This is a genomic window from Bradyrhizobium sp. SZCCHNR1043, assembly GCF_032489675.1.
Lineage (GTDB): Bacteria > Pseudomonadota > Alphaproteobacteria > Rhizobiales > Xanthobacteraceae > Bradyrhizobium.
In genome coordinates, this window is record NZ_JAUEYN010000001.1 from 160,592 (window position 1) to 174,423 (window position 13,832).

A 13,832-nucleotide genomic window follows, 5' to 3' on the forward strand; every position below is an offset into this window, starting at 1 on the left:
ACCATGGACGCCGCAGATTTCAGCCCTGAGCACCGAACGCGAGCACTCTGGCTCTCAACAATCTCGTTCACGATCTGCTTTGCGGTGTGGACGATCTTCTCGATCATCGGCATCCGGATCAAGCAAGAGCTGGATCTGAACGAAACCGAGTTCGGTCTCCTGATCGGCACCCCGATCCTGAGCGGCTCGCTGATCCGGCTGATACTGGGCATCTGGACCGATCAGTATGGCGGGCGCCGCGTCTACACCGTCGTGATGCTCGCCGCGGCGGTCGCGACCTATCTCCTGACCTGGGCGCATACCTATCCGCAATTTCTCGTCGCCGCGCTCTTTGTCGGAATCGCCGGTGGTTCGTTCGCGGTCGGCGTCGCCTATGTGTCGCGGTTCTATCCGACGGCCAAGCAGGGCACTGCGCTTGGAATCTTCGGCGCCGGCAATGTGGGCGCCGCCGTCACCAAGTTCGTCGCGCCGTTCGTGCTGGTCGCCTATGGCTGGCAGACCGTGGCCCAGATATGGGCGCTCGCGATCGGCGTCATGGCGATCGTCTTCTGGCTGTTCTCCGAGGAGGACCCGGTGGTCCGCTCGCGAAGGCAGCGCAAGCAGAAGGCCGGCAGCGCCTGGCTCGAGCTCGCGCCGCTCAAGAACATCCAGGTCTGGCGCTTTGCGCTGTATTACTTCTTCGTTTTCGGCGCCTTCGTCGCGCTGTCGCTGTGGCTGCCGCAATACCTGATCAAGGTCTACGGTGTCGGAATCCAATCGGCCGGCATGATGGCCGCCATGTTCTCGTTTCCGGCCAGCGTGTTTCGCGCCTACGGCGGACACTTGTCCGATCGCTTCGGTGCCCGTCGCGTGATGTACTGGACATTTCTGGTCGGTGTCGCCGCGACCTTCCTGTTGTCCTACCCGCCGACGGACTACGTCGTGACGACCGTCAACGGAAAGGTCGGCTTTCATCTGGAGATGGGGCTCGTCCCGTTCGTCGTCATCGTCTTCGTGCTCGGCTTCTTCATGGCGCTCGGCAAGGCCGCCGTCTACAAGCACATCCCCGTCTACTATCCGAACAATGTCGGAGCCGTCGGCGGCCTGGTCGGCATGATCGGCGGGCTCGGCGGATTCGTGCTCCCGATCGCGTTCGGCGCGCTGGTCGATCTCACCGGTCTGCGAACCAGCTGCTTCATGCTGCTCTTCCTGCTCGTCGGGGTCGCGCTGGTCTGGATGCATCTCTCGATCCGGCAGATGGAGCGCGGCGTTGCCGGCGAGGCGCTGAAGAGGCTGCCGGAGCTGCCGGAAATGGAGGAGATCCACCGGCCCGAGCACATCGGAGCCCTGTCCGGCGCGGTTCTCACCGACTGGCGGCCTGAGGACGACACGTTCTGGAGGGAGCAGGGCCGAGCCATCGCGCGACGCAATCTCTGGATATCCATTCCGGCGCTGCTGTTGTCCTTCGCGGTCTGGCAGGTCTGGTCTGTCGTGGTTGCGAAGCTGCCTTCGGTCGGCTTCAAGTTCACGACCGATGAGCTGTTCTGGCTGGCTTCGCTGCCTGGGATCTCCGGTGCAGTTCTGCGCATCTTCTACTCCTTCATGGTGCCGATCTTCGGCGGCCGGCTGTGGACCACGCTGGCCACGTGGTCGCTGCTGATACCCGCGATCGGAATCGGCTATGCGGTGCAGAATCCCGCAACGCCCTATCCGGTGTTCCTGATATTGGCTCTGCTGTGCGGCTTTGGCGGCGGCAATTTCGCCTCGTCGATGGCCAACATCTCCTTCTTCTTTCCCCGCGCCGAGAAGGGCAACGCGCTCGCGCTCAATGCCGGCCTCGGCAATCTCGGCGTCAGCGTCGTCCAGTTCGTGGTGCCGATCGTCATCACGGTCGGCGTGTTCGGCTGGTTCGGCGGAGATCCGGCGATGGCGACGAGCGGGTCGCAGCCGATGCCGATCTGGCTTCAGAACGCCGGCTTCGTCTGGGTGCCGTTCATCGTCGCCAGTGCTTTCGCCGCCTGGTTCGGGATGAACGACATCGCCTCCGCGAAAGCGTCCTTCGCCGATCAGGCCGTCATCTTCCAGCGGCGGCACAACTGGATCATGTGCTGGCTCTACACCGGCACGTTCGGCTCGTTCATCGGCTATTCCGCGGGCTTTCCGCTGCTGGCGAAGACCCAGTTCCCGGCCATCGACGCGTTGCAGTTCGCATTCCTCGGGCCGCTGGTGGGTGCCTTGTCGCGGTCCGCGACGGGCTGGATGGCCGACAAATGGGGCGGCGGGCGCGTGACCGTCGGGGTGTTCCTGCTGATGATGGCCGGCGTGCTCGGGGTGCTCTACTTCCTCGGCATCAAGGATCAGCCCGGTGCATTCTGGGGCTTCTTCGCGATGTTCCTGCTGCTGTTCTTCGCGACCGGCGTCGGCAATGCATCGACCTTCCAGATGATCCCCAACATCATGCGCCAGGAAATGACCCGGCTCATGCCGACCGCGGACGCGGAGACGCGGCTGCGCCAGGCCGAGAAGGAATCCGCCGCCATCACCGGCTTCACCTCCGCGATTGCCGCCTTCGGCGCATTCTTCATTCCCAAATCCTACGGCACCTCGATCGACCTCACCGGCGGCGTGCAGGCCGCCCTATGGGGCTTCTTCGGCTTCTACGTCACCTGCGTGCTGATCACCTGGGCCGTCTACACCCGCAAGGGCGGCGTCCTGCACGACGTCGAACGGCGCGGGGCGATCGCGGCCGCTGCCCAACCCGCTGAATGAGGACGTAAACGATGAGCCATTTTCTCGATAGGCTGACCTTCTTTACCCGGGCCAAGGAGGAGTTCGCAGGCGGACACGGCGTGACGACGACCGAGGACCGTTCCTGGGAGGAGGGCTATCGCAAGCGCTGGCAGCACGACAAGATCGTGCGCTCGACGCATGGCGTGAACTGCACCGGCTCCTGCTCGTGGAAGGTCTACGTCAAGGGCGGCATCGTCACCTGGGAGACCCAGCAGACCGACTACCCCCGGACGCGCCCTGATCTTCCCAATCATGAGCCGCGCGGCTGCGCCCGCGGCGCGAGCTACAGCTGGTACCTCTATTCCGGAAACCGGGTGAAATATCCGCTGGTGCGCTCGCGGCTGCTCAGGCTGTGGCGCGAGGCGCGAGCGCGGATGACGCCGGTCGCAGCCTGGAAGTCGATCGTCGAGAATCCGGGCAAGCGCTCGGACTATGTGCAGAAGCGCGGACTGGGCGGCTTCGTGCGGGCGAGTTGGGCCGAGGTCAATGAGCTGATCGCGGCAGCCAATGCCTATACGGTCAGAGCCCATGGTCCGGACCGCGTGTTCGGATTTTCGCCGATCCCGGCGATGTCCATGGTGAGCTACGCGGCCGGTGCGCGCTATCTGTCGCTGCTCGGCGGCGTCTGCATGTCGTTCTACGATTGGTATTGCGACCTGCCGCCGGCCTCGCCACAGACCTGGGGCGAGCAGACCGACGTACCTGAAAGCGCGGACTGGTACAATTCAGGCTTCCTGATGCTGTGGGGCTCCAACGTGCCACAGACGCGTACGCCGGATGCGCACTTCTATACTGAGGTTCGTTACAAGGGGGCCAAAAGCGTCGTTGTCTGCCCGGATTATTCCGAGGCCGCGAAATTCGCCGATCTCTGGCTGTCGCCGAAGCAGGGCACCGACGCGGCGCTCGCGATGGCGATGGGTCACGTGATCCTCAAGGAGTTTCACATCGACCGGCAGACGCCATACTTCAACGACTATGTGCGCCAGTATACGGATATGCCATTTCTGGTGCGGCTGGTGAAATCCGAGGGACGGCTCGTTCCTGAGCGGTTCGTGCGCGCCTCGGATTTCGCCACATCGCTCGACGAGGCCAACAATCCCGAATGGAAGACCGTCGCCTATGATGAGATCAGCGGGGCCATTGTCGTGCCCAAGGGATCGGTCGGCTTCCGCTGGGGCGAAAAAGGCAAGTGGAGCCTGGAAGAGAAGAGCTCGGCGAACAACGACACCCGGCTGCGGCTGTCTCTGGCCGGCATCGAGGACGACATCGCGCCGGTGGGATTCCCCTATTTCGGCAACCGTCAGCACGATCACTTCAGCGGCACCAATCATCCGGATGTGCTGACCCGCAACGTGCCGGTGAAGCGACTTCGTCTTGCCGATGGCGAGGCGGTCGTGGCCACTGTGTTCGATTTGTTCGCCGCCAATTATGGCGTCGATCGCGGCTTCGGCGGCGACCATCTCGGCAGGAGCTACGACGATCTGGAGCCGTACACTCCGGCATGGGCCGAGGCGATCTGTGGCGTGCCGCGCGGCCAGATCATCGCGGTTGCGCGCGAGTTTGCCTCGAATGCGTCTAAGACCCGGGGGCGCTCGATGGTCATCGTCGGGGCCGGTCTGAACCACTGGTACCACATGGACATGAACTATCGCGGCATCATCAACATGCTGGTGATGTGCGGCTGCGTCGGCCAGTCCGGCGGTGGCTGGTCGCATTATGTGGGTCAGGAGAAGCTGCGGCCGCAGTCGGGCTGGACGCCGCTCGCCTTTGCGCTCGATTGGGGGCGCCCGCCGAGGCAGATGAATTCGACCTCGGCGTTTTACGCTCACACCGACCAATGGCGCTACGAGACGGTCAATGTCAGCGAGATTCTCTCACCGACCGCACCGGCCGGTTCTTGGGACGGAGCGCTGATCGACTACAATGTCCGCGCGGAGCGCATGGGATGGCTGCCGTCCGCGCCGCAACTGCAGGCCAATCCGATCGAGGTATCGAAGCGCTCCGCCGCCGCCGGCCTGGAGCCGAAGGACTACGTCGCTAAGGCCTTGAAGTCGGGCGAGCTGAAGCTCTCCTGCGAGGATCCCGATCATCCGAAGAACTGGCCCCGCAACCTGTTCGTCTGGCGCTCCAACCTGCTCGGCGCCTCAGGCAAGGGTCACGAATATTTCCTCAAGCATCTGCTCGGCACCAAGCATGGCGTGATCGGCAAGGATCTTGGCGACCAGGGCCACAATAGACCGGTCGAGGTCACTTGGCACGAAGAGGCCCCGGAAGGAAAGCTCGATCTGCTGGTCACGCTCGACTTCCGGATGTCGACCACATGCATGTATTCGGACGTCGTGCTGCCGACGGCCACTTGGTACGAGAAGAACGACCTCAATACGTCCGACATGCATCCCTTCATCCATCCGCTCTCGGCGGCGATCGATCCGGTGTGGGAATCGCGCAGCGATTGGGACATCTATAAGGGGATCGCGGAGGCCTTCTCCAGGGTCGCGCCCGAAGTGCTCGGGGTCGAGAAGGACGTCGTGCTGACCCCGATCATGCATGACAGTCCGGGCGAAATCGCGCAGGCGTTCGACGTCAAGGACTGGAAGCAGGGCGAGATCGATCCGATCCCCGGCAAGACCATGCCGGCGGTCACGGTGGTCGAACGTGACTATCCGAATCTCTACAAGCGCTTCACCTCGCTTGGACCGTTGATGAACAAGCTCGGCAATGGCGGCAAGGGGATGGCCTGGAACACCGACCATGAGGTCGAGCTCCTGAAGCGCCTCAACGGCGTCGTTGCTGACGACGGGCCGACCCAGGGGCTGGCTCGCATCGACAGTGCGGTCGACGCTTGCGAGGTGATCCTCAGCCTGGCGCCGGAAACCAATGGCGAGGTCGCGGTCAAGGCGTGGTCGTCCCTGGAGCAATTCACCGGCCGCGACCATGCTCATCTCGCCATTCCGAAGGAAGACGAGAAGATCCGATTCCGCGACGTCGTCGCGCAGCCGCGCAAGATCATCTCGTCGCCGATCTGGTCGGGGCTCGAGTCGGAGAAGGTCTGCTACAACGCCGGCTACACCAATGTCCACGAGCTGATCCCGTGGCGGACGCTGACCGGCAGGCAGCAGCTCTATCAGGATCACCTATGGATGAGGGCCTTCGGCGAGGGCTTCTGCGTCTACCGGCCGCCGATCGATACCAAGACCGTCAAGCCGGTGATCGATCGCAAGCCGAATGGCAATGCGTCCGTCATCCTGAACTTCATTACGCCCCATCAGAAGTGGGGCATCCACTCCACCTATACCGACAATCTCCTGATGCTGACCCTGTCGCGCGGCGGTCCCATCGTGTGGATCAGCGAGATCGACGCAAAGGCTGCCGGTATCGCCGACAATGACTGGATCGAGGCCTACAACACCAATGGCGCGCTGGTTGCGCGCGCTGTGGTCTCGCAGCGGGTCAAGCAGGGCATGTGCATGATGTATCATGCTCAGGAAAAGATCGTGAACGTGCCGGGCTCCGAGCAGACGGGGCTGCGCGGCGGCATCCACAATTCGGTGACGCGTGTCGTTCCGAAGCCGACGCACATGATCGGGGGCTACGCTCAGCAGGCCTATGGCTTCAACTACTACGGCACGGTCGGCGCCAACCGCGACGAGTTCGTCATCGTCCGGAAGATGTCGAAGATTGATTGGCTGGACCAGCCGACTGCTGACCGGTCGGCCACGACCCCCTCGGAGGCTGCAGAATGAAGATCCGTGCTCAGATCGCAATGGTGCTCAATCTCGACAAGTGCATCGGCTGCCACACGTGCAGCGTGACCTGCAAGAACGTCTGGACCAGCCGCGAGGGGATGGAATACGCGTGGTTCAACAACGTCGAGACCAAACCAGGCGTTGGCTATCCCAAGGATTGGGAGAACCAGTCCCGCTGGAAGGGAGGCTGGTCGCGCAATCGCGACGGGTCGATCCAGCCGCGGATCGGCGGCAAGTGGCGGGTTCTGGCGAATATCTTCGCCAATCCCGACCTCCCCGAGATCGATGACTACTACGAGCCGTTCACCTTCGACTATCAGCACCTGCAAAGTGCGCCCGAGGCATCTGCGATGCCGACCGCACGGCCGCGCTCGCTGGTGTCTGGAGAGCGGATGGAAAAGATCGAGTGGGGACCGAACTGGGAAGAGATCCTGGGCGGCGAATTCGCCAAGCGCTCTCAGGACATCAATTTCGACGGCGTGCAGAAGGAGATCTACGGCCAGTTCGAGAACACCTTCATGATGTATCTGCCGCGGCTGTGCGAGCATTGCCTCAATCCGGCATGCGTCGCATCCTGCCCGTCCGGCGCGATCTACAAGCGCGAGGAGGACGGCATCGTCCTCATCGATCAGGACAAGTGCCGCGGCTGGAGAATGTGCGTCTCCGGCTGTCCATACAAGAAGATCTATTATAACTGGTCCTCGGGAAAATCGGAGAAGTGCATCTTCTGCTATCCTCGGATCGAGGCGGGGCAGCCGACCGTGTGCTCCGAGACCTGTGTCGGGCGCATTCGCTATCTCGGTGTCGTGCTGTATGACGCGGACCGCATCGCAGAGGCCGCGGCCAAGCCCGACGAGGGCGATCTCTACCAGGCCCAGCTCGACATCTTTCTCGATCCGAACGATCCGAGCGTGCTTGCGGAAGCCGAGCGCCAGGGCATCCCTCATGCATGGCTGGAGGCGGCGATACGGTCGCCGATCTGGAAGATGGCGATGGAATGGAAGGTCGCCTTCCCCTTGCACCCGGAATATCGGACCCTGCCGATGGTCTGGTATGTGCCGCCGCTGTCGCCGATCACGTCGGCGGCCTCGTCCGGCAAGATCGGGCACGATGGCGAGATGCCCGACGTCAAATCCTTGCGCATTCCGATGCGGTACCTCGCCAATCTGCTGACTGCGGGCGACGAGAAGCCGGTGACGCTGGCGCTCGAGCGAATGCTGGCCATGCGTGCCTATATGCGGGCCAAGACCATCGATGGCGTGGTCGACGAGGCGATCGCGAGGCGCGTCGGCCTGAGCGGCCCGCAGATCGACGACATGTACCACATCATGGCGATCGCCAACTACGAGGACCGCTTCGTGATCCCGACCGCGCACCGCGAGCTCGGTGCCGACGCATTTGATATCCGCGGCTCCTGCGGCTTCTCGTTCGGCAACGGCTGCTCCGGGGGCGAAAGCGAAGTCAACCTGTTCGGATCGCCGCGTAAGGCCAAGAACCCGATGGAGGTCGCCTGATGAAGACGTTCAAGGTGCTGTCGGCATTGCTGAACTATCCGAGCGGGGAATTGATCGCGGCCATCCCGGAGCTCGCGCGGGTGCTCGACCAGGAAGGCCTCGTCCGGCCTGGCATTCGCCGGGAGCTCGATGTGCTGCTGCAGGAGATCGCCACGGGCGACGTCTACGACCTGCAGGAGCGCTACGGCCTGCTGTTCGACCGCAGCAAGACGCTGGCGCTGCATCTGTTCGAGCACGTCCATGGCGAAGGCCGCGACCGCGGCCAGGCCATGGTCGACCTGCGGGCCATGTATGACCGTGCGAACCTCGTCATCGCCGGCAACGAGCTGCCGGATTATCTGCCGTTGTTCCTCGAATACCTCGCCACCCGGGAGCTTACGGACGCGCGCGAGTTGCTTGGCCAGACCAGCCACATCATCGCCGCGCTCGCGGAACGACTGGGGCGTCGGCAGTCGAGCTATAGGGCGGTGTTCGATGCGCTGCTCCAGATCGCCGCGGAGCAGCCCCGCGCGGAGATCGTCGATGAGCTGCTGAAGGCGGCGGACGTGGATCCGATGGACCTGCACGCGCTCGACGCGGCCTGGGAGGATGAAGAGGTCAGGTTCGGCCCGGGAGGGGGCGACCAGGCAGCCTGTGGGCACGACAATCTGATCGCAAAACTGCGCCACGCCAAACGTGCGGTCAACGCGCCGCCGTCACAGTTGCAATGAGGGATTGGCCATGCAAACACTCAATGCCATCGTCTTCGGCTGGTATCCCTATCTCTGCCTGACAGTCTTTCTGGTCGGCAGTCTGATTCGGTTCGACCGCGAGCAATACACGTGGCGCTCAGGCTCGAGTCAGCTGCTTCGGCGGCGCCAATTGATCTGGGGCTCGAACCTTTTCCATGTTGGGATCCTCTTCATTTTTGCGGGTCATTTCGTCGGGCTGCTGACGCCCATCTGGGTGTTTGACATGCTCGGCGTGTCCCACGGCTTCAAGCAGATGCTCGCGATCGTCGCCGGTGGCGGCGCCGGACTGATGTGTCTGGTCGGCATTTCACTCCTCGCGCATCGCAGGCTTTTCGATCCCAGGATTCACGCGACGTCGTCTTTTGCTGACACGGGTATCCTTCTGGTGCTGTTCGTCCAGCTGCTGCTTGGCTTGGCGACCATCCCCGTGTCGCTCGGTCATCTCGATGGTCATGAAATGGTCAAGTTCATGGCCTGGGCGCAGGGCATTCTCACGTTGCAGCCCGGAATCGCCGCCAACATTGTCGACGTCCATCCGATCTTCAAGGCGCATCTGGTCCTGGGAATGACTATCTTCCTGCTCTTCCCCTTCACCCGCCTGGTCCACATCTGGAGTGCGCCGGTGTGGTATCTCGGCCGCCGCGGCTATCAGGTGGTGCGCAGCCGCGACGGGCGCCGTCATCTTGTGCAACCAATTCAGCCCGCGGAGTAGCCGATGGACTGTTCATTGGGCGCGGCGCTTCCAAAGCCGAAGCCGGTCAGTGTGAACGGGGTCGTGATCGAACGCGACGTCATTGCCCGGGAAGTTCAGAACCATCCGTCGGACAAGCCGATCCTCGCCTGGCAAGCGGCGGCGCGCGCGCTTGCGGTGCGCGAATTGCTGAGACAGGAGGTCATGCGGCTCGGCATAACGGCCGCTCCCCTGCGCGATGCCGAAGGTCGCAGCGAAACCGAGGAAGAGGCGGCGATGCGGGCGCTGATCGCGCGTGAGGTTCTGATACACGAGCCGGACGAATCGACGTGCCGTCGCTTCTACGATCAGAACAGGCAGCGGTTCCTGGTCGGAGAACTCTACGAAGCGTCTCACATCCTGCTGATCGCGCTGAGCAGCGATTCGCTGGCTCGGTCGGCTGCGCGAGACGAGGGGCGGACGATCGTGGAGGCCGTGCAGAGAAGCCCGGAACTGTTCGAGACCATCGCGCGCGAACGCTCCGATTGCAGGGTCTCGGCGGAGAATGGTGGCAGGCTCGGGCAGCTGTCGCGTGGGCAGACGACCGCAGAGTTCGACGCCGCGCTGGCCCGGATGTCGGTTGGAGAGGTCGGTCTGATTGAGACACGCTTTGGTATCCATGTCGTGCGCCTCGACCGACGGGCCCTTGGACAAGTCCTGCCGTTCGACATGGCAAGGGCGCGCATTTCGCAATATCTCACCGAGCGTGTGCGGCATCAGGCGCTCGCGCAATATGTAGCCAATCTGGCAGGCCGCGCGGAGATCGTTGGCGTGACGTTGCCGGCGCCGCAATCGGTACTGCCGCAGTAGAGGGGGCGATCATGCTGCTCGGGGATCTCATTCACGATCTCAGTGACGACACGAAGTCGAGTGCGGTGTTGCAGGGGTGTGGCGACCTCACGCTCCTGGTGCGCATCAGCTCTGTCGCGGATCGCCTCGGCGAAGATGTCGGTGAGTATGCGTCGGCTGCTGTCCGGCGCTTTGCAAATCTCGCAGAGAACGAGGATTGGCTCGGGTTGATGAGCGCTATCGACAGCGCCGCCGACCCCGCGATCGTCTGTCTGACCTCCATGATCAAGTGGTCGCTGCAGAGGGATGAAATCGATCACTCCTAGAACGGATCCACCGCAGGCTATCCGTGCTGGAGGGGCGGGCTAAAAATGTCGAAGCGTCAAATTGATGTTGGGATTCGCATGCACGATGAGATAGTAGAGAAAGTCGGCGTTGCGGCCGTGCCGCTCGTGGCGCTCGTATACGACGACGGGAAATATCCCTACGAGACGTTCGATCACCTCGTGGATCGCTCGCGTCGAGCGCGATTGAAGGTCGCCGGCGCACTGCAGCGAAGGCTGTTCCTCGACGAAAATCGCAGGTGCGACGTCCTGCTTGAGGAGCTCGACACGGCAAATCAAATCCCGATCTTCGAGGATCGTGGATCGGGAGCGAGAGGTTGCCGGCTGGATGAATCGGCGCTGGCAGAGGTGACAGTTCGAGTCCTCGCCAGCCTGGATGCGCGTCCAAACATCCTGGTGTTGAACAAATTTGGTAAGGCAGAGTGCGGGGGAGGCGGAACGCTTGATCTGATTGCCCGCGCGTTGGACCTTGCGATACCGACGATTGTCGGCGTGCCGCGCAGCAATATCGATGCCTGGAGAGGTTTCGTCGGAGATATGGGGGTTGAGCTCGAAGCCCGCGGAGACGTGGAGCGGTGGCTGGAAAGTGTTCGGCAGGATCGAACTATAGACTCAACCAGCCAGCTGCGCTGATTGCGATTGCGAGCAATCGAGGGGGCGGGGGACATAGAACTGCCAAGCCAGACCCCCGAAGATGTCTTCCGGCTGACAAGGATGTTCCTCGACGCGACAGGGAGTCCGCCGGTCGAGCTGGAGTGGTCATCACGACGCTGATGACGCAGAATGTTGCGCTCCGACAAAGAATGGCCGGTCGGGCCAGTTTAGCATCTTTCCGATGGCCGGGGATTGTATGGCGCAAGCTGAACGTTCGCGTCCCCTTGGCTGCGTTCCTCTGGGCGACGGCAACTGCCGAATGGCGCATCGTCGTCGCGAGTGCTGCGTCCGCGATCAAGAACTGGAGCCGCTCATGATTGGGGCGAAAATCTCGCGCTGGACGATGAGCTATTTCGCGGCAGCGCTGGGGTGGCTGCTCGTTGCCTTGGCAATGCTGGTCGGCGGACTCGGTTACCCCGCCGCAGAGCTCGGCGCTCCCGATACGCTTGTCGTTGTGCATGCGGTCTGTATCGGTTGGCTCACTCTCTCGGTATGCGGCGCCTTGTTCCAGTTCGTTCCCGTTCTCGTCGCAAGGCCGCTCCCCTTCGACAAATGGGCCTTGCCGGCCTTGTTCCTCATCAACGTCGGTCTGGTCTGCTTGATATTGGGTTTCCTCTCACTGGCCGGACGAATTGCTCCAGCCGTTTGGCTTCTGCCGGCCGGCAGCGTGGTGCTCGGCGCGGGTCTGGCGATGGTCGCGCTCGATCTGGGCCTGACTCTCTTCAGCCAGCCGAAGGGATCTGCTCTATTTGTCACCGCCGGACTTGGCGCGTTATGCGCAACTGTCGCGCTCGGCGCCGCGTTCGCGTTTGCTCTCGCCGGATCGGCGGGCGCCTTCGGCGACGCGCTCCTGGCCGCGGCGATTCCGATCCATGCGATTGCCGGGCTGGGAGGCTGGCTGACTCTGACCGCCATGGGGGTGAGCTATCGCCTGCTGGCCATGTTCATGCTCTCGGCGGACCTCGGCGAGCGACAGGGCACATCCGCGCTGAAAATCGGTGCGCTCGCGCTATCGGTGGCAGTCGTGGGCGGATTGTTCGCAATCGGCCTCGGGGCCGAGCTCGGAGCCGTGCTCATCCTCGCCGCCGTTCTTGGGGTGATCTCGCTTGCGCTCTATGGACGGGACATCGCGACGATCTATCGCTCCCGCAAACGGCGCCAGCTCGAGCTGAACATGCGGATGGCAACCGTGTCTTTCGCCAATCTGGCGGCGACGGTGACGCTCGGCACCGTCATCATCGTCAGCGGAAAGGTCGGCGTTCATGTCGGCGCGTTCGCGTTCTTGGCCGTGTTCGGCTGGCTGTCTGGTCTCATATTCGCGAAGCTCTACAAGATTGTTGCCTTTCTGACCTGGCTCGAAACCTACGGTCCCGTGATGGGGCGCGCCCCGACGCCACGGGTTCAGGACCTGGCGGTGGAACGTCGGTCCGAGAAGTGGTTCATCATCTATTTTCTAGGCGTATGGGCGGCGACCATCATGTTGATGATGGGCGAGGGCCAAGCGTTTCGCGGCGCCGCGGCGGTCATGGCCGTGGGCAGTATTGGAATCATACACGAGCTCGTGCGAGTCCGACGTCTTTCCGATGTTGCTGGCTCCCGGAGGCTTCCGGCCGGAGCCATCGCGCCAAGCCTGTTGTTCGCCAGAAACTAGGAGGAGAGCCATGACCGCGTACATTGACGTCGACGTCCGACCGATTCTCAGGGCCGGAGGCGAACCGTTCTCCATCATCATGGACGCGGTCGACCGGCTGGCGCCAGGCCAGGGTGTGCGGCTGATCGCGAGCTTCAGGCCGGTTCCGCTGCTCTCCGTCATGGCAGGAAAGGGCTTCGCCCACACCGATCGACCGCTCGACGATGGCGACTGGGAAGTGCTGTTTTCGCCGTTGGCTGCCGAGGACGCCGGTCAGGAAGACGCTGGTGCCGGCCTCGCATTCGAGCGATGGCCAGATCCCGTAGTCACGCTCGACAACCGAGAGCTCGACCCACCCGAGCCGATGGTGCGCATCCTCGCGGCCGCGGAGGAGTTGGGCCCTGGAGAGACCTTGTCGGCACTTCTGGGCCGCGAGCCGGTCTTCCTGTTCCCTGAACTTGAGAAGCGTGGCTTTCGCTGGCTCGGCGGGTTTACGCCGGATGGATCGACCTACGAACTGTCGGTGAGGGCTCCGCTATGAGCCGCGACGTCATCGACCGCATCCGCGACGCAATGCGCGTGGTCATCGATCCGGAGCTGGGGGAAAACGTGGTCGATCTCGGCTTCATCTATGAGATCACGGCGACGGATGGCGTCGTGCATGTCACGATGACGGCCACAACGCCCGGGTGCCCCGCAACAGGTTTTCTCAAGGAAGGGGTCGCAAGCAGCATTGCGGAGATTGCGGGCGTCGAAGCCGTGGACGTGACGTTGACATTCGATCCGCCTTGGACCCCATCCAGAATTGATCCGGCCGTTCGTGCTGCGCTGGGTTTCGACAACGTCAACTGACCGAACGAAAGCGAAAAGCTGGCAGCGGCTCGGCCGGAGAGGCGGCGTCGTTACGCCCGCTCGTCGAAGAACA

General features: G+C 62.9%; 11 protein-coding genes. All 11 read left to right on the plus strand.

The annotated features are described in order from the left end of the window. Positions 1–3 precede the first annotated feature (3 nt). Positions 4–2,748, plus strand: coding sequence for an MFS transporter (locus QX039_RS00550; RefSeq protein ID WP_315739584.1), 2,745 nt, complete (start codon positions 4–6; stop codon positions 2,746–2,748). An 11-nt stretch (positions 2,749–2,759) separates the two neighbouring features. Continuing rightward, a complete protein-coding gene (locus tag QX039_RS00555; RefSeq protein ID WP_315772850.1) occupies positions 2,760–6,512 on the plus strand; it encodes a nitrate reductase subunit alpha in 3,753 nt (1,250 codons plus the stop codon). Next, entirely contained in the window at positions 6,509–8,029 is a 1,521-nt protein-coding gene (gene narH / locus QX039_RS00560) for a nitrate reductase subunit beta (RefSeq protein ID WP_315772851.1), read from the plus strand. The genes QX039_RS00555 and narH overlap by 4 nt, the downstream gene beginning before the upstream one ends. Next, positions 8,029–8,739 carry a nitrate reductase molybdenum cofactor assembly chaperone gene (gene narJ, locus QX039_RS00565; RefSeq protein WP_315739588.1) on the plus strand — a complete coding sequence of 237 codons (711 nt, stop codon included), beginning with the start codon at positions 8,029–8,031 and terminating at the stop codon, positions 8,737–8,739. Before narH ends, narJ begins: the two co-directional genes overlap by 1 nt. A gap of 10 nt (positions 8,740–8,749) precedes the next feature. Continuing rightward, the gene (narI, locus tag QX039_RS00570; RefSeq protein WP_315772853.1) at positions 8,750–9,472 is read left to right on the plus strand and encodes a respiratory nitrate reductase subunit gamma; all 723 of its coding nucleotides are present in this window, start codon (positions 8,750–8,752) and stop codon (positions 9,470–9,472) included. Between the two features lie 3 nt (positions 9,473–9,475). Continuing rightward, positions 9,476–10,300, plus strand: coding sequence for a peptidylprolyl isomerase (locus QX039_RS00575; protein WP_315772855.1), 825 nt, complete (start codon positions 9,476–9,478; stop codon positions 10,298–10,300). Positions 10,301–10,311: 11 nt separating this feature from the next. Continuing rightward, a complete protein-coding gene (locus QX039_RS00580) occupies positions 10,312–10,605 on the plus strand; it encodes a hypothetical protein (RefSeq protein WP_315772857.1) in 294 nt (97 codons plus the stop codon). A 45-nt stretch (positions 10,606–10,650) separates the two neighbouring features. Continuing rightward, positions 10,651–11,256, plus strand: a complete 606-nt coding sequence (locus QX039_RS00585; protein WP_315772858.1) for a DUF2478 domain-containing protein — start codon at positions 10,651–10,653, stop codon at positions 11,254–11,256. Between the two features lie 280 nt (positions 11,257–11,536). Next, positions 11,537–12,928 (plus strand): hypothetical protein, encoded by a 1,392-nt coding sequence (locus QX039_RS00590; RefSeq protein ID WP_315772859.1) that lies wholly within the window; start codon positions 11,537–11,539, stop codon positions 12,926–12,928. Positions 12,929–12,938: 10 nt separating this feature from the next. Then, positions 12,939–13,448 carry a DUF2249 domain-containing protein gene (locus QX039_RS00595; protein ID WP_315772861.1) on the plus strand — a complete coding sequence of 170 codons (510 nt, stop codon included), beginning with the start codon at positions 12,939–12,941 and terminating at the stop codon, positions 13,446–13,448. Beyond that, the gene (locus tag QX039_RS00600; RefSeq protein WP_315772863.1) at positions 13,445–13,759 is read left to right on the plus strand and encodes a metal-sulfur cluster assembly factor; all 315 of its coding nucleotides are present in this window, start codon (positions 13,445–13,447) and stop codon (positions 13,757–13,759) included. Before QX039_RS00595 ends, QX039_RS00600 begins: the two co-directional genes overlap by 4 nt. The last annotated feature ends 73 nt before the right edge of the window (positions 13,760–13,832 follow it).